The following is a 24832-nucleotide window of genomic DNA, read 5'->3' on the forward strand; positions in this document are numbered from 1 at the left end:
ACTGGATCGTGTCGTGCTCACCACCGGCGGCACAGCGGGCCACATCTTCCCGGCCCTGGCCGTGGCCGACGAGCTGCGCTCCCGCAACCCCGAGTGCGCCATCCTCTTCCTGGGCGGCAACGGCCCGGAAGGCGCGCTGGCCCACAAGCACGGCCTGGAATTCCGCGAGCTTCCGGCCAAGGGCATCATGGGCAAGGGCCTGGGCGCGAAGATCAACGGCGTGCTGCAGGTCTTCCGGGGCATTCTGAAGGCTCGCGGGGAACTGAAGAATTTCAAGCCGCAGGTGGTGGCCGGTTTCGGCGGCTACGCCGGATTCAGCCCGGTGATCGCGGCAACCATGCAGGGCATCCCCAGCGCCGTGCACGAGCAGAACTCGGTGCCGGGCGTGACCAACCGCCTGCTGGGCAAACGCGTGGACCGCGTGTTCCTGTCCTTCGAGGACACCACGGGCGGGTTCCCCGCGGCAAAGACGCAGCGCACGGGCAACCCGGTGCGCAAGGAAATTTTCGAGGCGCGCGGAAAGGCCGGGGCAGGCAGGAACCTGCTCATCTTGGGTGGAAGCCAGGGAGCCAAGGCCATCAACGACGCCGTCATCGACATGCTGCCGGGCCTCATGGAGCGGGGAATCACCCTGCTGCACCAGGCCGGAAGCGCGGACAAGGACCGCGTTCGGCGGGCATACGAACAGGCCGGGGCAAACCCGGCGCAGGTAAAAGGATTCATGGAAGACATGGGCGCTGCCTACGCCTGGGCCGACCTGGCCATCTGCCGCAGCGGCGCGTCCACGGTCTTTGAAATAGCGGCGGCAGGGGTGCCGGCCATCTTCGTGCCCTTCCCCTTCGCCACCCACGACCACCAGACAATGAACGCCAGGGCCATGGAGCAGGCCGGCGCGGCAAGGCTCGTCCCCCAGGGAGAGATCGCCGGGCTGGCGAATATGGTGCGGGACCTCATGGAGTCCCCGGAAACGCTCCGGACCATGGCGGAAAAAGCGGCCTCGAACGCTGCGCCCCGTGCGGCGGCAGCCATCGCCGACGGGCTCGAACAGCTCGCGGAAAAGACCGCATAAGGAAGGATTTCGATATGACTGCAGCACAAGGACCCAGCCTGATCCTCAGAGGCGAATCCTGCCCGGCCATGCGGGCCCGTGTGAACAACATCCACATGGTCGGCATCGGCGGCTCGGGCATGAACGGCATCGCCGAGGTGCTCATCAACATGGGCTTCAACGTGACCGGCTCGGACCTGGCCGCGGGCCCGGCCGTGCGCAGGCTCCAGAAACTCGGGGCCACCGTGTTCATCGGCCACGGGGAGGACAACGTGCGCGACGCGGACGTGCTGGTGAAGTCCACGGCCATCCCGGACAAGAACCCCGAGCTGCAGAAGGCCCGCGAACTGGGCATTCCCATCATTCCCCGCGCCGAGATGCTGGCCGAGCTCATGCGCCTGCGCACGGGCATCGCCGTGGCCGGAACCCACGGCAAGACCACCACGACCTCGCTGCTGGCCACCATCTTCACCGAGGCGGGCTACGACCCCACCGTGATCATCGGCGGCCGCCTGAACACCTTCGGCTCCAACGCGCGCCTGGGCGAGGGTGAATACCTCATCGCCGAGGCCGACGAATCCGACGGCTCGTTCCTGTGCCTTGCCCCCATCATCACCGTGGTCACCAACGTGGACCAGGACCACATGGATTTCTATTCGGGCCAGGAGGAGATCGACAACTCCTTCACCACCTTCATGAACAAGATCCCGTTCTACGGCATGAACGTGATCTGTGGCGACGACGACGGCGTGCAGCGCCTGCTCCCGAGTATCAAGCGGCCGTGCATGACCTACGGCATCGGCAAGAACAACCGGCTGCGCGGTGAGATCATCAGCACGCATCTGCGCAGCATCTTCAAGGTCTACCTGGATGACGAATTCTGGGGCGAGGCCACCGTGGCCCACCCGGGCCTGCACAACGTGCTCAACTCCCTGGGCGCCATCGGCGTGGCCATCGAGGCCGGGCTGGACAAGAACGCCATCCTGCGCGGTCTTTCCAACTTCGGCGGCGTGGGCCGCCGCTTCGAGCGCAAGGGCGAACGCAAGGGCGTGCTGGTGGTGGACGACTACGGGCACCACCCGGCCGAGATCGACGCCACCATCAAGACAGCCAAGGCCTGCTACCCGGATCGCAGGCTGGTTGTGGCCTTCCAGCCGCACCGCTTCACCCGCACCCAGGCCCTGTTCGGCGACTTCTGCAAGGTCTTCGACGGCGTGGACAAGCTGCTGCTCACCGAGATCTACCCGGCCTCCGAGGCCCCGATCCCGGGCGTGAACGGCCTGTCCCTGGCCCAGGGCATCAAGCAGGTCAGCGGCACGGAAGTGGATTTTTACGAAAACTTCGACGCCATGCAGGACAAGCTGGAAGAAACCCTGCGGGCGGGCGACCTGTTCATCACCCTGGGCGCAGGCTCCATCTGGAAGGTGGGCGAACATTTCCTCAACGCCGAAACCGAGCGGGAAGCCGCCATCGTGAACGAATAAGGATACGACCATGGCCCTTGAATTCAGAAAGAACCCGAGCCTCCGGGAATTGACCACGCTCGAACTCGGCGGCACCGCCGAGCTGGAGGTCACGGTCCGCCAGGAAGGCGATCTCGACGAACTGGCCGAGTTCATTCTGTCCGAGCAGCTCCGCCCCCTGGTCATCGGCTGGGGAAGCAACATGCTCTTTTCCGACGGGCACCACGACCTGGCGCTCATCAGGATGGAGGGGGCCGCCGCGCCCGACCGCGTGGAGCACGAAGGCGAGACCCTGATCTTCCGCGCCGGTGCGGGCATGCGCCTTCCCGGCGTACTGGGATGGGCCCAGAAGGCCGGACTCACGGGCATGGAAAACCTGGCCGGAATCCCCGGTTCCGTAGGCGGAGCCGTGGCCATGAACGCGGGATCCTATGGCACGGAGATCAAGGACATCGTGCGCAGGGTTCGGCTCTGGACCCCGGCGCAGGGCCTGTTCTGGAAAGATGTGGACCAATGCAGTTGGGGCTACCGCCACTTCGACCCCGCCATCGGCTTCCCCAAATGCCTCATCTGGGAAGTGGAGATGGCGCTCAGGGAGTCGGACCCCAAGACGGTCAAGAAGAACACCCTGAACACGTACGAAAAGAAAAAAGGCACGCAGCCCGTCACCGCCAAGAGCGCGGGGTGCGTGTTCAAGAACCCCGAAGGGGAAAGCGCGGGCAGGCTCCTGGACAGGGCCGGATTCCGGGGACGGGGCGTGGGCAACATGGCCTTTTCCGAAATGCACGCCAACTTCCTGGTCAACCTGGGAGGCGGCGCCAGCGCCGAGGCGCTGGAACTGATCGACCAGGCCCGAAAGGCAGTGAACGAACAATTCGGCATCAACCTTGAGACGGAGGTCATCTGCATATGAGTACCCTGGCCGTCAACAAGGGAAGCAAGCTCAAGCTGGGCGCCAACAAGCACAAGAGCAACCGGTTCCGCAAGGCCGCGCGCAAACCCGCGCGCCACACCCACGGCGAGAGCATCATGGGCTTCATCACCCGGGTCTTCATGGCCATGATCGCCATGGGCCTGCTTATCGTGCTGGGCATCGCCCTGCTCTATGGCTACCGCTGGATCACGGCCCACCCCTCGCTGGCGCTCAAGGATATTTCCGTGGCCGGAAACAGCCACCTGAGCAACGGCGACGTGCTGGAGCTGGCCGAGATCAAGCTGGGCCAGAACAGCCTGGACCTCAATCTCACGGAAGTGGAGAACGCGGTCTCGGCCAACCCCTGGGTGTCCTCGGCGGCCATCCGCCGGGAACTGCCGGGTAGGCTGGTCATCTCCATCCAGGAACGCGTGCCGGAATTCTGGACGCGCCAGGGCAGCGGGCTCTACTACGCGGACAAGGACGGACGCGTCATCGCCCCCATGCACCCGGGCGAGACCGCATCCCTGCCCATCCTGGACATCGGGGACGGCATGTACCCGGGCGACACCCGGCTTTCGGAACTGCTGGGCATGATCCGAGGCCCGGAAACCCCGTTTGACATGGGCCAGGTGGCCTGGGTCAAGGTCCTGGGCTCCCGGCAGGTGGAAATATTTCTCGACGGACAAAAACTGGCCCTGCGCATGGATCTTTCCGGCTGGCAGGAACAGTTCAAGAGAATAAAGGCCGTGTGGAGCGATCTGGCGCGGCGCGGCGAATTCGCCGACGCAGCCATGATATCGGCCACCGGCGACAAGGTTTGGGTAACGAGGCGCGGCCAGGGAACCGCGTCGTAATATAACGATGACAGGGAACTAAGGAGTATCTTTCATGGCCAAAAACGATCTCATCGTCGGCCTTGACGTCGGAACCACGAAAATTTGCGTGGTGGTCGGCGAAGTCACCGAAGAAGGCGGCGTCGACGTCATTGGTCTCGGCACCAGCCCCTCCACGGGACTGCGCCGCGGCGTCGTGGTCAACATCGAAAAAACGGTCCAGTGCGTGAAAAAGGCGCTGGAGGACGCGGAACTCATGGCGGGCTGCGACATCCGCAGCGTCTACGCGGGTATCGCGGGCAGCCATATCCAGGGCTTCAACAGCCACGGGGTCATCGCGGTCAAGGGCGGCGAAGTGACCCAGCGCGATGTGGACAGGGTTATCGAGGCCGCCAAGGCCATCGCCATCCCCATGGACCGCGAAGTGCTGCACACCCTGCCCCAGGAATTCATCGTGGACGACCAGCGAGGCATCGCCGATCCCCTGGGCATGGCCGGGGTGCGCCTGGAAGTAAAGGTGCACATCGTCACCGGCGCCGTCACCTCCGCGCAGAATATCATCCGGTCCTGCAACCGCTCCGGCCTGGACGTTTCCAACATCGTCCTGGAATCGCTGGCCTCCAGCAAGGCCGTGCTCTCCCCCGAGGAACGGGAGATCGGCGTGGCCCTGGTGGACATCGGTGGCGGCACCACGGACCTGGCAATCTTCTCCAAGGACAGCATCAAGCACACCTCGGTGCTGGCGCTCGGCGGTCACAACCTGACCAACGACATCGCCTACGGCCTGCGGACCCCCATGGTCTCGGCCGAACAGATCAAGATCGACCACGGCTGCGCCATGGCCGACCTGATCACCACCGACGAGATCATCGAGGTGCCCAGCGTGGGCGGGCGCGAATCCCGCACCATGAGCAAGCGCGTGCTGGCCGAGATCTGCGAGCCCCGCTGCGAGGAAATCCTGGCCCTGGTGGACCAGGAACTGATCAAGTCCGGATTCAAGAACCTGATTGCCGCAGGCGTCGTGCTCACGGGCGGGACCTGCCTCATCGACGGCATCCAGGAACTCGCGGAACAGATTTTCGACCTCCCCGTACGCATCGGCTCCCCCACCGGCGTGGGCGGCCTGAGCTCGGAGGTCAACAGTCCCATGTATGCGACGGCCGTCGGCCTGCTCATGCACGGCGCGGAAGAGGAAGGCGGCTCCGGCGCGACCCGCCAGAAGGCTTTCCGCGTCCGGGACGATTCACCTTTTGACCGCATTCTGGGCAGGATGCGGAAATGGTTTACTGACATTGCCTAACCTTTGACAGGGAACAGGAGGAAGGAATGGAATTCTTCGAAATCGAACATGACACCAGCGCGAAGATCAAAGTGGTCGGCTGCGGTGGCGGCGGAGGAAACGCGGTCAACAACATGATCATGTCGTCCATGAAGGGCGTGCAGTTCATCGTTGCCAACACCGACGCGCAGGACATTCACAAGTCGCTCGCCGACAACAAGATCCAGATGGGCGAACAGCTCACCAAGGGTCTTGGCGCGGGTGCCAACCCGGAAGTGGGCGCCAACGCGGCCATGGAATCCGAGGCCGTCATCCGCGAGGCCCTGGAAGGCGCGGACATGGTCTTCATCACCGCGGGCATGGGCGGCGGCACCGGCACGGGCTCGGCCCCGGTTGTGGCCCGCATCGCCAAGGAGCTGGGCGCGCTCACCGTGGGCGTGGTCACCAAGCCCTTCTACTTCGAGGGCAAGCGCCGCCTGCAGCAGGCTTCCGAAGGCACCAAGGCCCTGGCCGACGTGGTGGACTCCATCATCACCATCCCCAACGACCGCCTGCTCCAGCTGGCCGCCAAAAAGGCGTCCTTCGCGGACATGCTCAAGAAGGCCGACGAGGTCCTCTACTACGCGGTCAAGGGCATCGCCGACCTGATCACCGTGCACGGCCTCATCAACCTCGACTTCGCGGACGTGAAGGCGGTCATGGGCTCCTCGGGCATGGCGCTCATGGGCACCGGCATCGCCTCCGGCGAAGGACGCGCCAAGGAAGCGGCCATGAAGGCCATCACCAGCCCGCTGCTGGAAGACGTGTCCATCGAGGGCGCACGCGGCGTGCTCATCAACATCACCTGTGGCCCGGACATGCTCATCGACGAGGTATCCGAAGCCGCGGACATCATCTACAAAGAGGCCCACGACGAAGCCGAAATTTTCTTCGGAACCGTCTTCGATCCCGATGCGGGCGACGAAATGCGCATCACGGTCATCGCCACCGGCATCCAGCAGGCAATGGAAGAGCCGGAACCCGCGCTTTCCCGCGCCGAACAGCAGAAGCTCATGCTGCTCGGACCCCGGGGCGTGAAGCGCAAGGCCGCCGCCGAAGGCGAAGCCAAGCCCATGCGCGATGGCCACCGCCGCATCGTCGAAGGCAACATGAACATCCCCACCTACCTGCGCAAGCAGGGCGGACTGACCAACATCGACCAGGAGCCCATGGTGGAGCCCCAGATGTCCAGCCGCGCCGTTGCCGGACCGGGCGAGGAGGAGTTCATCTTCGAAGAGGATAATTTCGACGTTCCCGCGTTCATTCGCAAGAACTGCGACTAGGACCGGAAACGTGAAACTGCCATCCACGCCTCGGCGCGCAAGGTTGAGGAGCCATTGCTGACGTGAAGCGCCCGCTGTTTTACGGCCGGAAGGAGCCCGAGGTTCCTGATCCCGGTGGTCGTCTGCCCACGGCCCTGGTGATTCCCGGCGGCGAGGGCATGGCAGTATCCACACTAGGCTGGCAGGCGGTTTACCGCCATCTTGCACAGGCACCGCAACTCGCTGTGGAGCGGGTCTTCCCGGACAAGCTTGGTCGGGGAGACAGCGGCGGCCCCCCTGTGACAAGGGAAAGCCAAAGCCCGTTATCCTCATTCCCTGTCATCGCCCTGAGCGTCACTTACGAGGAGGACTACCTTCTCCTTGTAAGGACGCTCGGGGCAGCGGGTATCCCTCCCCTGGCAGCGGACCGCGAGGGATTCCCCCTGATCATGGCGGGAGGGCCACCGGCCTTTCTGAACCCGGCGCCCATCGCGCCCTTTGTGGACCTCTTCTGGGTGGGCGAAGCCGACGACAGCTTTCTGCCCCTGTTCCTGGAGCTCAAGGAACACATCTACAAGGGCGGCACTAAGGAAGAATTTCTGGAAGCGGTCAAGGACCGGCCCGGCCTTCTCGTGCCCGGCAGGACAACGGGTCCGGTCAAGCGGCTGGTCACCAGCCGGGACAAGATCCTGCACGACCCGGCCTTTTCCTGCTTCATCTCCAGCAAGGCCACCTTCAAGGACACCCTGCTCATCGAGGTCAACCGGGGCTGCCCCTACGGCTGCCGCTTCTGCGCGGCCGGGTACATCTACCGCCCTCCCCGCCACGTGGAGGTGGAGCAGATGAAGGAGCTGGTGGAATACACCCAGCCCATGAAAGTCGGTCTGGTGGGCACGGCCCTCACGGACTGGCCCGACCTGCTGCCGTTCCTGACCTGGCTCCACGAACGCAAGACAAAATTTTCCCTGTCCTCCATGCGCGCGGACGGCATCACCGAGGAACTGCTCGTATTCCTGCGCAAGTGCGGCATCCGCACCATCACCCTGGCCCTGGAGGGGGCCAGCCAGCGGCTGCGCGACATGGCCAGCAAGAAGCTGGACGTTGAGGATTTCCTCAAGGCCGTGCGCCTGTGCGCCCGGTATGGGGTCAACCACCTCAAGATGTATCTCATCGCGGGCTGGCCCGGCGAAACCGACCAGGACTACGAGGAGCTGCGCGAACTCATCGGCGAGGTGGTGCGCATCCGCTCCGAGGAGCCGGGTGGCAAGAAGAAAAGTTTCATGCGCATCACCATCGGAGTGAGCACCCTGGTGCCCAAGCCCTTCACGCCGTTCCAGTGGGCACCCATGGCGGGCGAGGAGGAGCAGACCCGCAGGCTCAAGGGCGTGGCCAAGATGGTCAAGCAATACAAAGGGGTGAGCCTGCACCACGACTCGGCCTGGCAGGCACGGCTCCAGGGGCTGCTGGCCCGGGGCGACGAAAAGGTGGCCCGGTTCATCCAGCTTGCGGCCGAGCATGGCGGCTGGAAAAAGGCCTTCCGGCAATGGGACGGCGATCCCGGCTGGTACATCGACCGCGAGCGCGGCGAAGACGAGTCCTTCCCCTGGGAAATCATCGATATCGGGGTCAAGCGCGAATACCTCTACAAGGAATGGGAGCGCGCCAAGGAGGCCAGGGTTTCCCCGGGCTGTTCGCAAAAGGACTGCCCCGAGTGCCGCAGGTGCGGCATGGAGGAATTCTGAACGGATCTTCCGGGCTGAACAGCCCTGTTCCCGGAACACACGCCCCCCGGTCAAATGATCGGGGGGCTTTTTCTCCCCCCATACCGCAGCGAATAGTTTATATTATCATACCTACGAATAAGCACGTGTACTATCGTATATTCGATTTTAGACGCGGAGGTATGCAATGAAACGAATAGCAATCTGCTGTGACGGCACGTGGAACTCGCCGGACGAAACCGCGGACGGCGTGAATCTGGCCACAAACGTGGTCAAGCTGGCCGAGGCGGTCAAGAAGACCGGCAAGGACAAGGTCCGCCAGTCCATGTATTACGATCCGGGCGTGGGTTCGGGCGGAAGCTGGCTGAAGCGTTGCTTTGACGGCGCAACCGGAACCGGCATCTCCAGGAACATCAAGGAGGCCTACACCTACCTCATCAATACGTACAAAACGGGCGACGAACTCTTTCTGTTCGGCTTCAGCCGCGGGGCCTACACCGTGCGCAGCCTGGCCGGGCTGATCCGCAACAGCGGCCTGCTTCGTCCGGACACCGCGCACATGACGGACAAGGCCTACGATCTCTACCGGTCCGGCAGCAAGTCCGCCCATCCCAAATCCAAGGAAGCGACCCTCTTCCGGCGCACCTATGCGCTTTCGGACATCGTTCCCATCAAGTTCATCGGGGTCTGGGACACAGTGGGTTCACTGGGCAACCCGCTCTTCCTGGGCAGCTACCTCAGCCGCATGAACCGATTCCACGACACGGGACTGAGCTCCACCATAGAAAACGCGTACCAGGCGCTGGCCATCGACGAAAAACGCAAGCTCTTCGAGGCGACCCTCTGGCATCAGAAGCCGGGCATGGCGAATCAGGTGCTGGAGCAGGTCTGGTTCAAGGGGGTGCACTCCAACGTGGGCGGCGGCTATCCGCGCACCGGCCTTTCGGATATCGCCCTGCAATGGCTGGCGGACAAGGCGGCCAAGCACGGCCTGGACCTCAAGCCCATCAGCACCTCTCCCGCGCCCGACGAGGAACGGGAAGAATCCTGGAACGGCATGTACAAGGCCTTCAAGCCCTTCTACCGCCCCATGGGCAAGACATACAGCCAGGGAGCGACCAACGAGGCCATCCACCAGACCGTGGCCGACCTGTACAAGGCCGGCTACCGTCCCAAGAATCTCGTGGAATACATGGAAGCAAAGACAAAACCGAAGATCGTGAAGTAGAACATTGGAAAAGTGTTTTCCTTCCCGGAAACGAAAAGGGAGCCGTTCGGCTCCCTTTTTCCGTCTGCCCGACCGGGCAGCACGTTAAAATCCTCATCCGCCTCCGGCGCTGCCGCAACCGCCGCCCGGAGGCATGGGCGGTAGCCCGAAATCGCCTTTGGACGCCCCGCCCGTGCCGGACTTGCACGCGGACATGAGCTTTTCGGTTTTGGGAGAGCCGCACCGGGGACATTCGGGATTCTCACCCCGGCTGGACACCAGCTCCTCAAACTCCGCACCGCACTCGCGGCACTTGTATTCATAGATGGGCATATTTAATTCCTCCATGATCCATAGACGACACCCACAAAAAGAGGATGAACATTGCACGCCGCTTGTCAAGTGCAAGCAACTTGCACAAGTTGGTACTTTTTTGTGCAAATTAATGCGCAATAATTTGCACACCAATTCTATTGGTGAACTGCACATATTCTCGTTACATACTGATTTTACAGACTCTTTATTTTTGGCACGCCCCGTGCTTTAGGTGAACCCGAGTACGCGAACAGGGACTTTCCCTGGAAGAGTCTCCACCCCGATGGAGGGAAAAGAAATGACCAAGAAGACAATCATCATTCCGGCGCTGAGCATCGTGGCCCTGCTGGCCATGGCAGCCATGTCTTTCGCGGGTCCCGGCTACAACCAGGGACGCGGCGGATGCGGATACGCCAATGGTGGGTTTGCCTTCTACGACAACCTGACGCCCGAAAAGCAAAAAGCCGTGGACGTCATCGTGGATAAATACCGCACCCAGCAGCAGGATCTGCGCGACCAGCTGTGGGCCAAACAGGCCACCCTGGAAGCCATGATCAATGGCGGCAACGCGGATGAGGCCAAGATCACCAAACTGATCGGCCAGATGCGCGATATCCGCACCAAGATGGGGGCAAACCGCGACGCCATGCGTGCGGAACTTGAAAAGGAAACCGGCATTGTCCTGCCGAACCGCGGCTGCGGCCGCGGCGGATTCGGCCCTGGTACCTGCTACGACAATGATGGGCAGGGACGTGGCCAAGGCAACGGACAACGCTGGTAGACAATACGATTTCGTTAACCCGGAAAGCAGGAATGATTCGGGGCGGTCGGGATTGGCTCGATCGTCCCGTTTCTCCGTAAAAACGGTCCGTTCTATCATTGCGGCGCTTTTCCCGGGCGTGATAACCGGAAGGAAACAAACTTCGACAGGAGCAATCCCATGACCAGGAAGATAACCTCCCTGACAAGCCTGCTTTCCTTCATCGTAACGCTCGTCACCAGCGTGGTGCTCTACATCACCCCCCACGGCCGGGTGGCCTACTGGTCGGACTGGACCTTCTGGGGCCTGTCCAAGACCCAGTGGGGCGACATCCACATCACCGTGGGCCTGCTGTTCCTCCTGGCCTCCCTCTGGCACATCTGGCTGAACTGGAAGCCCATCACCACCTACATGAAAAACAAGGCCCGCGACCTGGTGGTCTTCACCAGGCCCATGCTGGTCAGCGTGGTCCTGACACTGGCCGTGCTCGTGGGCACGCTGCTCCACCTGCCGCCCATGCAGCAGGTGCTCGATCTTGCCGAGCACATCAAGGAAGTCCAAACCGCCACCTACGGCAATCCGCCATACGGCCACGCCGAGCTGAGCAAGCTCAACAAGTTCTGCTCGTACATGGGCTTTGATGTGGACGCGGCCCTGGCCGCCCTCCGCGAGGCCGGGTACACCGAAAGGCTGGCCCCGGACACCGTGCTGGTGGAGCTGGCCCACGCCAACGGAGCCACCCCGCAACAGGTCTATATCGTCATGCGCGACGCCCTGGCCGGGAAGGATCCCTTTGCCGCGCTGCCGGCCAACCCGCCCGAGGGCCTGGGCAAGATGAAGCTGGCGGACATCTGCGCGAATTTCGGCCTGCCCGTGAACGAGGCGTTGCACAAGCTCACGTCCGGTGGCATGAAGGCCGCTGCGGACATGACTCTCAAGCAGATCGCAGCCGAAAACGGCGTTACCCCCCGCGACATCTACCAGTTGCTCATGAAAACGGAATAGAGAATGGAAATACACTCCCGGAAAGACAGCGAACAAGGCCCGGTCGTCGCCCTGGTGCTCGCCCTCATCGTGCTCGGCGTGGGCAGCCTGTTCCTGACCTGGAAAAGCATTGCCCGCCAGCGCGCCCTGGTGGAAAACAACCTGTTCCTGTCCGGCGGTTCCATCGCCCGGGGCGTGGAATCCAACCTCATGCGCATCGTGCGCAGCATGGGCGGCAACCGCGCGGTATTTCCCATGTTTCCCACTCTGTCCCGCGACCTGTTCCAGGAGCTGGCCCAGTCCGACGATTTCCTGTTCATCGCCATCTATGATGAAGACGGCGGCGTGCTGGTGACTTCGGAACAAGAGGGAAACACCCCGAAAATAGATTTCAGCCACACCCACGAGACCGTGCTCAACTCCGGCCAGACCTGGCACTTCATGAGCACCATCAACAAACGGGAAATCCTGATTTCGGGCCTGCGCCTGCGGCCGGGCATCGCCGCCCTGGTGGGCGCGAAAGCCACGCCGGCCGCATCCCCGGTCCAGGACAACTTCCAGGGGCCCACCCTGCAGGCGGCTCCCCCGCCGCCGCCCGGAGCGGAGCCTTCGGAGATGCGCATCCCGCAGGACGCTCCCCAGGCCCAGATGCAGAACAAGGCCTACCTGGTCATCGGTCTCAATGCGGACAAGCACCTGGCCCAGTTCAAGCAGTACCGCCGCGCGGCCATGCTCCAGACCGGCTACGTGTTCCTGGCCGCAGTGGTGCTCTGGTCCCTGGCCTTCGCCTATCTGCGGCGGCGCGACCAGGGCAAGCGCCTGGTGCGGCTGGAGCAGTTCCAGAACCGGCTGCTGGACAACATGCCCGACGGGCTGGTCAACCTGAGCCAGGATGGGCAGATCCTGGCCGCCAACGGATCGGCCAAGAAATTCCTCGCAGATCCCGACGAGGACGCGCCGCAGGAGCTGGTGGGCCGCTATTGGGACGACTTCCCCTTCGGCAGCCCGGAGGGCGACCACAAAAGCGGCGATTTCGGCTGGCAGCAGCACGACTTTCACGGCCGCCAGCTGGAGATCCTGTCCGTGCCCTTCCCCGAAGGCGATGAGAACGCCCCGGAACTGGGCCTGCGCCTCATCCTCCTGCGCGACCGCACCCGCATCCGCAGCCTGGAGGAAGACCTGAACGAGGCGCGCAGGCTGGCCGCCATCGGTTCGCTGGCCGCGGGCGTGGCCCACGAGGTGCGCAACCCGTTGAGCTCCCTGCGCGGCTTTGCCCAGTTCTTCGCCACCAAGCTCAAGGGCCAGGAGCCGTTCGAATCCTACGCAACCACCATGGTGCAGGAGTCGGACCGCCTCAACCGAGTGGTCACGGACCTGCTCTACCTGGCGCGCCCACGCGAGCTGGCCCCCCAGAAGGTGGAGCTGGCCGAGGTGGCGGACACCCTCAAGAAGCTCATGCGCTTCGACATGCAGCACCGCAAGGTGGAGCCGCACTTCGACTTCGAGGCGCCCTCCATCTGGGCCGACCCGGACGCCTTGCGCCAGGTGCTGCTGAACCTCATCGCCAACAGCCTGGACGCCCTGAGCGAGGACCAGGAAGGCGGCAGCATCGAGCTGCTCTCCCGCCCGGACCATGGAGGCGTCTGGGTTTCCGTGCACGACAACGGCACGGGGATGGCCGAGGATATCCGCGCCCAGGCGCTGGAGCCCTTCTTCACCGGCAAGACCACGGGCACGGGCCTGGGGCTGGCCATCGTGCACAACATCATGCGCGCCCACAAAGGCCAGGTGCACATAGACTCGGACCCGGGGCAGGGCACGACCATCCGACTGTATTTCCCCAATCCTGCTGAATCCCAAGAACAGGCGTAACCAAATGACAGACAAGACAATTCTCATTGTAGACGACGAACCCGGGCACCGAATGATGGTCCGGGCCGTGCTGGAAGACGCGGATTGGCGCGTCATGGAGGCGGACTCCGGTGAAAACGCGCTGGACCTGCTGGCCCAGGAATCCATGGAAGCGGACCTGGGACTCGCCACGGCCCCGGACGTGGCCCTGGTGGACATGAAGATGCCGGGCATGGACGGCCTGGAACTGCTGCGCGAGCTGCAGGCCCGCAGGCCCGGCCTGCCCGTGGTGCTGCTCACGGCCTTCGGCAGCGTGGGCTCGGCCGTGGACGCCATGAAAAAGGGCGCCTTCGACTACCTGACCAAGCCCGCGGACAACGAGGAGCTCAAGGCCGTGGTCAGCAAGGCGCGCGAATACCGCCTACTGCTTCAGGAGAACGCGCGGCTGCGCGAGGAAGTGGACGGCGCACACGTGGAATTCATCGGAGCCAGCTCCGGCGTGCAGCACGTGCGCGACCTCATCAATCAGGCCGGTCCCGCCGAGGCGACCGTGCTCATCCTCGGGGAATCCGGCACGGGTAAGGAACTGGTGGCCGAAGGCCTGCACCGGGCCAGCAACCGCGCGAACCGGCCGCTCATCAAGGTCAACTGCGCGGCCCTGCCCGACGATCTCCTGGAATCCGAACTCTTCGGTTATGAAAAGGGAGCCTTCACCGGCGCCATCAAGGACAAGCCCGGCCGCTTCCAGCTGGCCAACGGCGGCACCCTGTTTCTGGACGAGATAGGGGAGATGCCCGGCGCACTCCAGGCCAAGCTGCTGCGCGCGCTCCAGGAAAAGATCGTGGAGCCCCTGGGCAGCGTCAAGCCCGTGCACACGGACGTGCGCATCATCGCGGCCACCAACCGGGACCTGAAAAAGGAAGTGGAGGCGGGCCGCTTCCGCGAGGACCTCTTCTATCGCCTGGCCGTTCTGGAGATCAGGATTCCGCCGCTGCGCAACCGCCGCGAGGACCTGCCCCTGCTGGTGAGCTTCCTGCTACGCAAGCTGGGCAACAAGAACAACAAGGCCATCCGCACCGTGACCCCGGCCTTCCTGGACGCCCTGTCCCACTACGACTGGCCCGGCAACGTGCGCGAACTGGAGAACGTGTTGGAGAGAGCACTGATCCTTTCGCGCTCGGACGCGCTGAGCCCGGAACTGCTGCCGCCCCAATTCCACGGCGTGGATCCGGACTACCAGGCCCAGGTCGAGGAACACGGCATCAACGCCTACAGCCCGGCATCCCTGGAGGAGGCCGAGAAGATGGCCATCATCCGGGCACTGGAGGAAAACGGCGGCCACCGGGAACGCACGGCTGAAGCCCTGGGCATCAGCAGGCGCACCCTGCAATACAAGCTCAAGAAGTTCGGCCTGACCAGGCGGCAATAGTCCATTCGGGGTGAGATACCGAATTTGGCCCGCATGCGGAAAATCGTGTGCGGGCCTGTTTTTTGGCCCGCCAGAGTATAATTTCGGGCCCCGGCGTATAACCGCCTTCCTTTGGATGGTTTTTTTTCGTATGCTCTGATCCTAAAGCCAAAAATTCCAAGGAATCTACATATGCCGCACGAAATCCAGCCCGCCGTCAACATCGCCGAAATAGCGCCTGAAGTGCGCGAACGGGCCAAGGCCCTCATGACCAAGCGCTTCAAGTACATCATGAACCGCGACGACACCTTCAAGGCCCTGGCCCACATGGGCCTGGAGCGGACCATGCTGGATATGGCCGCGGATCCGGGCGGATTCGTCCCCGGCCCCATCCACGGGACGGACGGCTCGGGCGAACTCCTGGACCCCCTGGACATCCTGCGCAAGGAACTCCAGCTCCCTGCCCTGCCCCAGGTCTTCCTGGAACTGCAGCAGGCCATCAACGCCCCGCACACGTCCTCGGACGATCTGGCCAAGATCATCAGCCAGGACCCAAGCCTGACCGCCTTCCTGCTGCGCATGGTCAACTCGGCCTTCTACAGCCTGCCCATCCAGATAGACACCATCACCCGGGCCGTCACCGTGGTGGGAGTGAACCAGCTCACCACCCTGGCCGTGGGCACCTCGGTGCTCAGCCTGTTCAAGGACATCCCGCCCGAGATGATCGACATGGAGCGCTTCTGGATGCACTCCATCGGCGTGGGCATCATCGCCCGCAAGCTCTGCCGGCTCACGGGCCAGGGCGACCCGGAGCGCAGCTTCGTGGCCGGGCTGCTGCACGACATCGGCCAGCTGGTGCTGCTCAAGGCCGTCCCCGAACGCCAGGGCGCGGTCATCAAGCACGGCCGCGCCGAGCAGAAGCTGCTTTTTGAAACGGAAAAGGAGATGCTGGGATTCGACCACGCCACCCTGGGCGGCATGCTGCTGCGCAAGTGGAATTTCCCCTACGTGCTGGTTTCGGCGGTGCTGGAACACCACCAGCCCAAGCGCAACCAGAAGGAGGCCGAACCCAAGCTGGTGCATTGCGCCGAAACCATCGCCACGGGCCTGGGCATCGGCTCCAGCGGCGAGTTCTTCACCCAGCCGCCGGACAGGGCGGTCTGGGATTCCCTGAGCCTGACCCCGGACAAGCTGGAGAACATGATCCAGGATCTGGACCAGGAACTGGAAGAGGCTTTCAGCATCCTGGTCGCCTAGCAGGCCGTTCCAGCACGGCCCCGGACCTTTCCGCCCCCCTGCCGCGCCGCTTCCCGAAGGGCCTTTGCCCGGGCGGGCGTGATTGACACCTCCAGTCAAAGTGCCTATTTCAGCAGCACGCAAACAATATTATCCCTATGGAGTTGTGCAATGAGTGAAATGCGCGAAAAGGTGGAAGCTGTTCTGGACAAGGTCCGTCCCATGCTGCAGGCGGACGGCGGCGACGTGGAACTGGTGGAGATCACCGAGAACAACATCGTCAAGGTCCGGCTCCAGGGCGCCTGCAAGGGATGCCCCATGTCCCAGATGACCCTGAAGAACGGCATCGAGCGCACGGTGCTCAAGCTGCTGCCCGAAGTGAAGGGCGTTGAAGCCGTATAAACTCGATAACAGCATACACTTCATAGAAAGAATCAATACTCAAGGCTGATCAAGAGGTTCGAAGGCGTGGCGCGAAAAGAACCAAACCGGAGCGCACTCCCGCAGTGCGCGAGGATTTGGCCTTTTTGATGCGGTGCCGCAATCGGGCCTTTTTCAACGGCCTCCAGGAGAAAGACATGTCCAAAACCGTTTCCAGATTCGCCCCGAGCCCCACGGGCTTCCTGCATATCGGCGGAGCACGGACCGCCCTGTTCGCATGGCTGCTGGCCAGGAGCGAGGGCGGCGAATTCGTGCTGCGCATCGAGGACACCGACCGCGAACGCAGCACCCAGGAAGCCATCGACGCCATCATCGACGCCATGGCCTGGCTGGGCCTGGAGCACGACGGCGAAATCGTCTTCCAGAGCGGGAACGCTGACCGCCACAACGAGGTCATCGACCAGCTCATCGCCAACGGCCACGCCTACTACTGCGACTGTACCAAGGAGCAGGTGGACGCCATGCGCGAACTGGCCATGAAGGAAGGCCGCAAGCCCAAGTACGACGGCACCTGCCGCGGCAAGAACCTGGGCCCCGGCGAGGGCCGCGTGGTGCGCCTCAGGGTTCCCGAAAGCGGTTCCACCGGCTTCAACGACATGGTCAAGGGCCCCATCAGCGTGGAAAACGTCGAGCTGGATGACATGATCCTGCGCCGCTCCGACGGCACCCCGACCTACAACCTGGCCGTGGTGGTGGACGACCACGACATGGGCGTGACCAAGGTGCTGCGCGGCGACGACCACGTGAACAACACCCCGCGCCAGATCCTCATCTATCAGGCCATGGGCTGGGAAATCCCCCGCTTCGGCCATGTGCCCATGATCCTCGGCCCGGACAAGAAAAAGCTTTCCAAGCGCCACGGCGCGCTTTCGGTCATGGAATACGAAAAGATGGGCTACCTGCCCGAGGCGGTCATCAACTACCTGGTGCGTCTGGGCTGGTCCCATGGCGACCAGGAACTGTTCACCCGCGAGGAGCTCGTCGAGCACTTCAGCACGGACGGGCTGGGCAACTCGCCTTCCGTGTTCGACCTGACCAAGTTCGAGTGGGTCAACAGCCAGTACATGCAGCAGGCGGACCCTGAGCGCATCGCCGACATGGTCATGGACTTCCTGGAACGGGAAGTGGGCGCGGAGGAAGCCGCCAAGGTGGAACGCGACTACGTGGCCAGGGTGGTCCCCCTGCTCCAGCCCCGCGCCAAGTCCATCGTGGACATGGTGGAGCAGGCCCGCGTGTTTCTGGTGGACGTCAGCCACCTGCAGTACGACGAGGCGGCCGTCAAGAAGTTCCTGACCCCGGAGGCCAAGGCCATGCTTGAGGAGCTGCTGGAACGCTTCGAGGCAGTGGAGGAACTCACCCACGACTCGGTCGAGGAAGTCCTCAAGGGCTACGTCAACGAAAAGGGCCTCAAATTCAAGGACGTGGGTCAGCCGGTGCGCACCGCTGTTTCGGGCGGCGCCCCCAGCCCGGGCCTCTACGACATGCTGCCCGTGCTCGGCAAGGAACAGACCGTGGCCCGCATCAGGCGCGCCATCGAACTGTAGTTCCACCCCGTCCGGGCCGTCAGTCCCGTAAATATCAGACCGGAAGTGTTCGCCGAGCACTTCCGGTTCTTTTTGTCCTTTGATCTCAAAGAGCTCCAAAAGCACAAACGGACATATAATTATCTGATATCGCGATCAAAAATTTAAATGTGAAAAAAATAACAAATTGTCTTGATTAATCAATCAAAGGGTGCAAATGGTGAATCAGGAGAAGATGAAATTTTTCTCCATCCAGTATTCACACGGAACCAAAGGAGTCCGACATGTGGGAACGCAATACTGACATACACCGCATTTGCGAAATACGAGTCGCCTCGAGAATCTACTTCGGCTGCGGAGCCATCGCCAAGATGCGCGACATCGCCGGGGAGATGAAGCAGCGGGGCATGAACACCGTGCTGTGCATAACCGGCAGGAACGCCTACCGGGCCACCGGAGCCTGGGATGTGGTCACCGCCGCCCTGGGCGAACAGGGCCTGGACATCGCGCACTACGACGGCGCCACCCCGAACCCCACCGTGGATCAGGTAAACGAGGCTGCGGCTCTCGGCCGCGAGGCCGGCGCCCAGGTCGTCCTGGCCATCGGCGGCGGCAGCCCCATCGACACGGGCAAGAGCGCCGCCATCCTGCTCGCCAATCCCGGAAGAAGCGCACAGCAGCTCTACCGGGGCGAATTCGCGCCCACCGAAGCCCTGCCCCTGGTGGCCATCAACCTCACCCACGGCACGGGAACCGAGGCCAACCGCTTTGCCGTGGCCACGGACCTCGAAACCCAGCACAAGCCGGCCATCGCCTACGACTGCATCTATCCCTGGATCTCCATTGACGACCCGGCGCTGATGACCAGCCTTTCCCGGCATCAGACCCTGGCCACGTCCGTGGATGCGGTCAACCACGTCATCGAGGCGGCCACGACCATTGCGGCGTCGCCCTTCTCCATACTCACGGCCCGGGAAACCATCCGGCTGGTGGCGGAACACCTGCCCGCCGCGCTCGAGGATCCCGAGGACCTCCAGGCCAGGTACTGGCTGCTCTACGCCTCCATGCTGGCTGGCACCTCGTTCGACAACGGCCTGCTGCACTTCACCCACGCCCTGGAGCATCCGCTCAGCGCGGTCCGGCCCGAGCTCTCGCACGGCATAGGACTCGGCGTGCTGCTGCCCTCCATCATCAAGGTCATCTACCCCGATTGCGCCGAAGTCCTGGCCGACATCCTGGCCCCCATCGCCGGGGACCTTTCCGGCACACCGGACGAAGCTGACGCAGCGGCGCTCGGCGTGCAGTCCTGGCTGGAATCCATCGGCCTGACCGAACGCCTCGGCGACATCGGCTTCAGCCAGGACCAGGTCCCGCAACTGACGCGGCTTGCCTTCGACACCCCGTCCCTGGGCACCCTGCTGGGTTGCGCGCCGGTCCCGGCCACGGAATCCGTGGTCGGTGAAATATACTCAAGCTCCTTCTAACACGCCGGAAACGGGGTCGACGCAGCCGTCCCCCCGCTCCGGAAGTCTCAGGGCCCCGACTTCGGTCGGGGCCTCATTGTTTCCGCGCTCCGCCAGCCGATTACAAGTCGGATCCGGGGCGTATAAACAAACGACTAGAACGCCACTCTCAAGGGCATGACCAAACACCCAGCGTGAAAAAAAATTTTATCTGTGCGCATTCCAAGAAAGGCTCAAGTGCAAGAAGCCAGAAAAATCCAAGGCCGACGTGTACAATGAAGTACACGAGGACTCGGATTTTTTGCAGCGACACAGCAATTGACCTTTATCGGCATGCGCAAAAAGCAAGGCCCCCAGAACAGGGGGCCTTGGCGGAGGAAGGAGAGGTGTCTACTGATGCTGTCTTGCGGTGCGGAGACTTTGCGCTATGTGCTCCACGAAGACAAAACAGGAAAAGCACAGCCCGTGCCAGGAAGGCACGAGACTGTTTTTTCAGGTAGTTAAGTGAAACCCTCTTCACAGGGAGGGAATTATTTGTGCAAAATAGAGAAATTCTATGTGCAACTGCACTTAATTTACGTGCAAATATGTGCAAGTACGGAACGCAAAAAAGCCGCCGGTAAACCGACGGCCTTTCAGACACCCGGGGTGTCCGGAAAATTGTCCGTAGCTATTCGGCCTTGGCCTTGGCTACAGGCTTGACCACAGCGCCGTTGCGGATGCAACGGGTGCAGGCCTTGATGGTGGTAACCTGGCCGGAAGGCAGCTGGTGGCGGACCTTCTGCAGGTTGGGCATGAAGCGACGGCGGGTCTTGATGTGAGAGTGGGACACGTTGTTACCCGTGGCCGGACCTTTACCGCATATATCGCAAACTTGGGACATGGCGACCTCCTCGCGTATTAAACCGAAATGTTTTGCTTTTCTTATTTCTGCCGTTCAGGATGGGGAAGTCCCTCCCAACGGCGGAGGAGTTTCTTTAGCCCCTCGGAACTTAAAAGGCAAGGGTTTTTTTCTTGACAAGAGAAAAAGTTCCCATATAGGAATCTCCGGTTGCCCGTGACGGGCAGGAAAACCATGGAGCGATTTCAATGTCCGAACTCTGGATTGCACTGAGCGATATCCCGGCGGATGGCCGGGAATTTTCTTTTGCGGATCAGTCCATCTGGCAAGCCAGATGGAAGGAGTTCGGTATTGCCGCATCTCCAGGCGAACGCGACCTTGTGGCCGAAGTGACCATTCTGCCGCAGGGGGAAAACGCCGCCCTGGTGCGCGGCACCCTGAAGGGTTCCGTGAGCATGCCCTGCGACCGCTGCGCAGCGCCGCACGAGATTGATGTGGATATCGACTTTGATATCTATGAGGAATTGACTGCGGATGTAGACGAAGTGGAAGCCGAGGAAACCCGGATCCGCAAGAACGACTACGGAGTCGTCGAGCTGGACATGGGGGCGCTGCTCTGGGAAGAGCTGGCCCTGGCCCTGCCCGTGAAGCCGTTGTGCCGCGAGGATTGCAAGGGCCTGTGCCCCGGCTGCGGCCGCGACCTCAACACAGAGGAATGCGCCTGCGACCGGGATGATGGCGATCCAAGGCTTGCAGTCTTCCGCGATTTGAAGATAAAGTAGCGCCCCGCGGCCGAGAGGCCCGGCAAATTTACAGACAATATGTGGGATTCGTTCCCAGAGGAGATGTATCATGGCAGTCCCCAAGAAAAAGACTTCCCGTTCCCGCAAAGGCATGCGCCGCGCACACGACCAGATCGCCACCCCCAACGTGGTGTACTGCGAGTGCGGCGAACCCATGCTGCCCCATCGCGCCTGCGATTCCTGCGGCAGCTACAAGGGCCGTCAGGCTCTGAACAAAGATGCCTAGCAAACAACCGCGTATAGCTGTTGATGCAATGGGGGGGGATTTTGGCCCCCATATTGTCGTGCCGGCCGCCATTGATGCGGCGCGGCACGGCATTGCCATTGCTCTCGTGGGTGACGAGGCCAGGATTCAGGCGGAGCTCTCCCGGCTCGACACCGCGGGTCTGGACATCGAGATTGTCCCGGCCAGCCAGGTTGTCGAGATGGAAGACAAGCCTGCCGACGCCTTGCGCCGCAAAAAGGACTCCTCCATTCAGGTGGCTTGCCGCTACGTGAAGGAGGGTCATGCCGACGGCGTGGTCAGCGCGGGCAATTCCGGGGCCACCGTGGCCTGCGGAATGTTCATCCTTGGCCGCATCAAGGGCGTGCAGCGCCCTGCCCTGGCAGGCGTCCTGCCCACGGAAAAAAAGCCCTGCGTTCTCATCGACGTGGGCGCCAACGTGGATTCCCGCCCGGAGCACCTGCTCCAGTTCGGGCTCATGGCCGACGTCCTGGCCCGCTGCGTGCTGGGCTTTGAAAAGCCCTCGGTAGGCATCCTCTCCATCGGGGAGGAGGAAGGCAAGGGCAACGCCACGGTCAAGGAAGCGTTCGACCTTTTCCGGGATTCACAACTCAATTTCATCGGCAACGTCGAAGGTCGCGACATATTCACGGGCGACGTGGATGTGGTGGTTTGCGACGGCTTTGTCGGTAACATCGCACTCAAGCTTTCCGAAGGGCTGGCGCATTCCATGGGTAAGATCATGAAGCGCGAGCTGAAAAGCAGCTGGCTCTCCAAGCTGGGGGCCCTGCTCTCCTTCCGTGCGTTCCGCCGCTTCAAGAAGGTGGTGGACTACGCCGAATACGGGGGAGCCCCGCTGCTGGGCCTCAAGGGCATTGCCGTGGTCTGCCACGGCAAGAGCAACCCCAAGGCCATGACAAATGCCATTCTCGTGGCGGCGCGTTACGTGAGCAACAAGGCCCACGAACATCTCGCCACGGAGCTTGAGACTCACCGAGCCCTGTCCGAAAAGGCCGCCAGCACGGAAAAGTCCTCGGCCGCCTGATCCGGGACGGGCACAACCCCACCCGAATGATGAACAACGACATCGTGATCCGCGGTTTCGGCCGCTACGCACCCGAGAATGTTCTGACCAACGCCGACCTCGAAAAGATGGTCGACACCTCCGACGAATGGATCGTCACCCGTACCGGGGTCAAGGAACGACGTATCGTTTCCGAGGGCCAGTTCACCAGCGACCTGGCCACCGAGGCGGCCAGGATGGCGCTGAAGAACGCCGGAATGGAAGCCGACGAAATCACCCATATCATTGTCGGGACCTTTACCCCGGACCACCTGGTTCCCTCCTGCGCCTGTTCCGTGGAGCAGAAGCTGGGCATCAAGGAAAAGGCGGCCTTCGACATCGCCGCCGCCTGCTCCGGATTCCTCTATGCACTGGAAATGGGCCGCGCCCTGCTGACCCTGCACCCCGAAGCCAAGATCCTGGCCATCGGCGCTGAAGTGGTCACCCACCGCGTCAACTTCACGGACCGCACCACCTGCGTGCTGTTCGGCGACGGCGCGGGAGCCGCGGTGCTCACCAAGGGCGGCCAGGGCCCCAAGCTCATGGACGTGAAACTGGCCACTGACGGCAACCTGGGCTCCCTGCTCACGGTTTCCGGCGGCGGCTGCGCCTCCACCTACAAGCCGGGCGACACCATCCGCGACGATTATTTCGTAATGCTTCAGGGGCGCGAGGTCTTCAAGCATGCGGTGCGCTCCATGACCTCCATCTGCAACGAAATTCTGGAGGCCAACGGGCTGACCAACAAGGACGTGGACGTGCTGCTGCCCCACCAGGCGAACTGGCGCATCATCGATGCCGTGGGCCGCAAGTTCGAAATCGAACCCGAAAAGGTCTATTCCAATGTGGACCGTTTCGGGAACACCTCGGCGGCCTCGGTTCCACTGGCCCTGTCCGAGGCCGTGGACACCGGATTCATCAAGGACGGCGACCTGGTGATGCTGACCTCCTTCGGCGGCGGTTTCACCTGGGCATCGGCCTTGCTGCAATTTTAACACAAATTTAAAACAGCCATTTGCCACAGGTTTGCAGTAAAGAGCGGATTGGTATATTGGATTCGATCAACTGCTCAAACCACAGCAAGAGGATTGTAACGAATGAGTGATCTTCCCAAAGTTGCGTTCGTCACCGGCGGTTCCCGCGGGATCGGCCGTTCGATCGCAGAGCGGTTGGCAAGCGACGGTTTCGAGGTCTGGTTCACCTATGTGAGCCGCCCCGAAAAAGCCGAAGAAGTCGTGGCCGCCATCGAAGCGAAGGGCGGCAGGGCCAAGGCCTTCAAGCTCGACTCCGCCGACCGTGACGCCATTGCCGCGTTCTTCAAGGACGAGGTCAAGGGCAAGGTTCATCTGGAAGTGCTGGTCAACAACGCGGGCATCACCCGCGACGGCCTGCTTATGCGCATGAAGGACGAGGACTGGGACAAGGTCATCGAGATCAACCTGACCGGCTGTTTCGCGTTCCAGCGCGAGGCTGCGAAGATCATGTCCAAGCAGCGCAGCGGCCGCATCGTGAACGTCACTTCCGTGGTGGGCCAGATGGGCAACGCCGGGCAGGCCAACTACTGCGCCGCCAAGGCGGGCCTCATCGGCATGACCAAGTCCACCGCGCGCGAACTGGCCGGACGCGGCGTCACCGTCAATGCGGTGGCCCCGGGCTTCATCCAGACAGACATGACTGCGGAGCTCCCGGAAAAGGCCGTGGAGGCCATGCTTTCGCAGATCCCGTTGAACCGTCTCGGCGAATCCGAAGATATTGCCGCTGCCGTTTCCTATCTCGCCGGTCCCGGCGGTGGGTACGTCACGGGCCAGGTCCTGGCCGTGAACGGCGGCATGTACATGTAACCAGAACACAAAAAAACCACCTTATATTGGAGGGGAAAATGTCCGACGTAGCATCCAAAGTGAAAGACATCATTGTTGACCAGCTCGGCGTGAGCGCTGATGAAGTTGTTGAAAACGCAGCCTTTGTTGAAGACCTGGGCGCAGACTCCCTGGACCTGACCGAACTGATCATGGCCATGGAAGAAGAATTCGACATCGAAATCGATGACGAAGAAGCCCAGAAAATCCTCAAGGTCAGCGACGCCGTCAACTTCATCGAAAAGAACAAGTAGTTCGGCTACAGCTACCGCGAATGATAGTGAGCGTCTTATA

24 protein-coding genes are annotated in these 24832 nt (G+C 62.4%); 22 read left to right on the plus strand and 2 right to left on the minus strand.

The window, feature by feature from the left end; translation table 11 throughout:
- The first annotated feature begins 1 nt into the window (after position 1).
- From murG to FGL65_RS15825, 8 genes are all read left to right on the plus strand, one after another.
- Positions 2–1069 carry an undecaprenyldiphospho-muramoylpentapeptide beta-N-acetylglucosaminyltransferase gene (gene murG, locus FGL65_RS15790; RefSeq protein WP_187170621.1) on the plus strand — a complete coding sequence of 356 codons (1068 nt, stop codon included), beginning with the start codon at positions 2–4 and terminating at the stop codon, positions 1067–1069.
- Positions 1070–1137: 68 nt separating this feature from the next.
- Positions 1138–2532 carry a UDP-N-acetylmuramate--L-alanine ligase gene (gene murC / locus FGL65_RS15795; RefSeq protein WP_147822794.1) on the plus strand — a complete coding sequence of 465 codons (1395 nt, stop codon included), beginning with the start codon at positions 1138–1140 and terminating at the stop codon, positions 2530–2532.
- A gap of 10 nt (positions 2533–2542) precedes the next feature.
- Entirely contained in the window at positions 2543–3424 is an 882-nt protein-coding gene (gene murB / locus FGL65_RS15800; protein WP_147822223.1) for a UDP-N-acetylmuramate dehydrogenase, read from the plus strand.
- Complete coding sequence (locus FGL65_RS15805) at positions 3421–4281, plus strand: cell division protein FtsQ/DivIB (RefSeq protein WP_147822224.1); 861 nt, start codon at positions 3421–3423, stop codon at positions 4279–4281. Before murB ends, FGL65_RS15805 begins: the two co-directional genes overlap by 4 nt.
- A gap of 34 nt (positions 4282–4315) precedes the next feature.
- Positions 4316–5560, plus strand: a complete 1245-nt coding sequence (gene ftsA / locus FGL65_RS15810) for a cell division protein FtsA (RefSeq protein ID WP_147822225.1) — start codon at positions 4316–4318, stop codon at positions 5558–5560.
- Between the two features lie 26 nt (positions 5561–5586).
- The gene (gene ftsZ / locus FGL65_RS15815) at positions 5587–6861 is read left to right on the plus strand and encodes a cell division protein FtsZ (protein ID WP_147822226.1); all 1275 of its coding nucleotides are present in this window, start codon (positions 5587–5589) and stop codon (positions 6859–6861) included.
- 62 nt (positions 6862–6923) lie between these two features.
- On the plus strand, positions 6924–8582 hold the full coding sequence (locus FGL65_RS15820; protein WP_284690578.1) for a radical SAM protein: 1659 nt from the start codon (positions 6924–6926) through the stop codon (positions 8580–8582).
- A 166-nt stretch (positions 8583–8748) separates the two neighbouring features.
- Positions 8749–9789 (plus strand): T6SS phospholipase effector Tle1-like catalytic domain-containing protein, encoded by a 1041-nt coding sequence (locus FGL65_RS15825; RefSeq protein ID WP_147822227.1) that lies wholly within the window; start codon positions 8749–8751, stop codon positions 9787–9789.
- Between the two features lie 93 nt (positions 9790–9882).
- On the opposite strand, the gene FGL65_RS15830 is transcribed toward FGL65_RS15825, so the two are convergent.
- Positions 9883–10101 (minus strand): FmdB family zinc ribbon protein, encoded by a 219-nt coding sequence (locus FGL65_RS15830; protein ID WP_147822228.1) that lies wholly within the window; start codon positions 10099–10101, stop codon positions 9883–9885.
- A gap of 280 nt (positions 10102–10381) precedes the next feature.
- Between FGL65_RS15830 and FGL65_RS15835 the strand changes: the two genes are divergently transcribed.
- From FGL65_RS15835 to FGL65_RS15870, 8 genes are all read left to right on the plus strand, one after another.
- Entirely contained in the window at positions 10382–10864 is a 483-nt protein-coding gene (locus FGL65_RS15835; RefSeq protein WP_187170417.1) for a Spy/CpxP family protein refolding chaperone, read from the plus strand.
- Between the two features lie 159 nt (positions 10865–11023).
- A complete protein-coding gene (locus FGL65_RS15840) occupies positions 11024–11848 on the plus strand; it encodes a DUF4405 domain-containing protein (protein WP_147822230.1) in 825 nt (274 codons plus the stop codon).
- A 3-nt stretch (positions 11849–11851) separates the two neighbouring features.
- Positions 11852–13699, plus strand: coding sequence for a two-component system sensor histidine kinase NtrB (locus FGL65_RS15845; protein ID WP_147822231.1), 1848 nt, complete (start codon positions 11852–11854; stop codon positions 13697–13699).
- A 4-nt stretch (positions 13700–13703) separates the two neighbouring features.
- Complete coding sequence (locus FGL65_RS15850; protein WP_147822232.1) at positions 13704–15107, plus strand: sigma-54-dependent transcriptional regulator; 1404 nt, start codon at positions 13704–13706, stop codon at positions 15105–15107.
- Between the two features lie 171 nt (positions 15108–15278).
- The gene (locus FGL65_RS15855) at positions 15279–16343 is read left to right on the plus strand and encodes an HDOD domain-containing protein (protein WP_147822233.1); all 1065 of its coding nucleotides are present in this window, start codon (positions 15279–15281) and stop codon (positions 16341–16343) included.
- A 159-nt stretch (positions 16344–16502) separates the two neighbouring features.
- A complete protein-coding gene (locus FGL65_RS15860) occupies positions 16503–16724 on the plus strand; it encodes a NifU family protein (RefSeq protein WP_147822796.1) in 222 nt (73 codons plus the stop codon).
- A 176-nt stretch (positions 16725–16900) separates the two neighbouring features.
- Positions 16901–18307: a glutamate--tRNA ligase gene (gene gltX / locus FGL65_RS15865; protein WP_147822234.1), complete on the plus strand. Its 1407-nt coding sequence runs from the start codon at positions 16901–16903 to the stop codon at positions 18305–18307.
- A 263-nt stretch (positions 18308–18570) separates the two neighbouring features.
- On the plus strand, positions 18571–19770 hold the full coding sequence (locus FGL65_RS15870) for an iron-containing alcohol dehydrogenase (RefSeq protein WP_147822235.1): 1200 nt from the start codon (positions 18571–18573) through the stop codon (positions 19768–19770).
- A 649-nt stretch (positions 19771–20419) separates the two neighbouring features.
- Here FGL65_RS15870 and rpmB read toward each other — a convergent pair.
- On the minus strand, positions 20420–20632 hold the full coding sequence (gene rpmB, locus FGL65_RS15875; RefSeq protein WP_147822236.1) for a 50S ribosomal protein L28: 213 nt from the start codon (positions 20630–20632) through the stop codon (positions 20420–20422).
- A gap of 206 nt (positions 20633–20838) precedes the next feature.
- Here rpmB and FGL65_RS15880 point away from each other — a divergent pair, with 206 nt between their 5' ends.
- The 6 genes from FGL65_RS15880 to FGL65_RS15905 all read left to right on the plus strand — a co-directional run bounded on the left by FGL65_RS15880 (position 20839) and on the right by FGL65_RS15905 (position 24792).
- Positions 20839–21372: a DUF177 domain-containing protein gene (locus FGL65_RS15880; protein ID WP_147822237.1), complete on the plus strand. Its 534-nt coding sequence runs from the start codon at positions 20839–20841 to the stop codon at positions 21370–21372.
- A gap of 70 nt (positions 21373–21442) precedes the next feature.
- Positions 21443–21619 (plus strand): 50S ribosomal protein L32, encoded by a 177-nt coding sequence (rpmF, locus tag FGL65_RS15885; RefSeq protein ID WP_147822238.1) that lies wholly within the window; start codon positions 21443–21445, stop codon positions 21617–21619.
- Complete coding sequence (plsX, locus tag FGL65_RS15890; RefSeq protein ID WP_147822239.1) at positions 21612–22661, plus strand: phosphate acyltransferase PlsX; 1050 nt, start codon at positions 21612–21614, stop codon at positions 22659–22661. The genes rpmF and plsX overlap by 8 nt, the downstream gene beginning before the upstream one ends.
- Before the next feature lie 29 nt (positions 22662–22690).
- The gene (locus FGL65_RS15895; RefSeq protein ID WP_147822797.1) at positions 22691–23674 is read left to right on the plus strand and encodes a beta-ketoacyl-ACP synthase III; all 984 of its coding nucleotides are present in this window, start codon (positions 22691–22693) and stop codon (positions 23672–23674) included.
- Between the two features lie 102 nt (positions 23675–23776).
- Positions 23777–24520 carry a 3-oxoacyl-[acyl-carrier-protein] reductase gene (fabG, locus tag FGL65_RS15900; protein ID WP_147822240.1) on the plus strand — a complete coding sequence of 248 codons (744 nt, stop codon included), beginning with the start codon at positions 23777–23779 and terminating at the stop codon, positions 24518–24520.
- Positions 24521–24558: 38 nt separating this feature from the next.
- Positions 24559–24792: an acyl carrier protein gene (locus FGL65_RS15905; RefSeq protein WP_147822241.1), complete on the plus strand. Its 234-nt coding sequence runs from the start codon at positions 24559–24561 to the stop codon at positions 24790–24792.
- The last annotated feature ends 40 nt before the right edge of the window (positions 24793–24832 follow it).

It is taken from the genome of Salidesulfovibrio onnuriiensis (assembly GCF_008001235.1).
Taxonomy (GTDB): Bacteria; Desulfobacterota; Desulfovibrionia; order Desulfovibrionales; family Desulfovibrionaceae; genus Pseudodesulfovibrio; species Pseudodesulfovibrio onnuriiensis.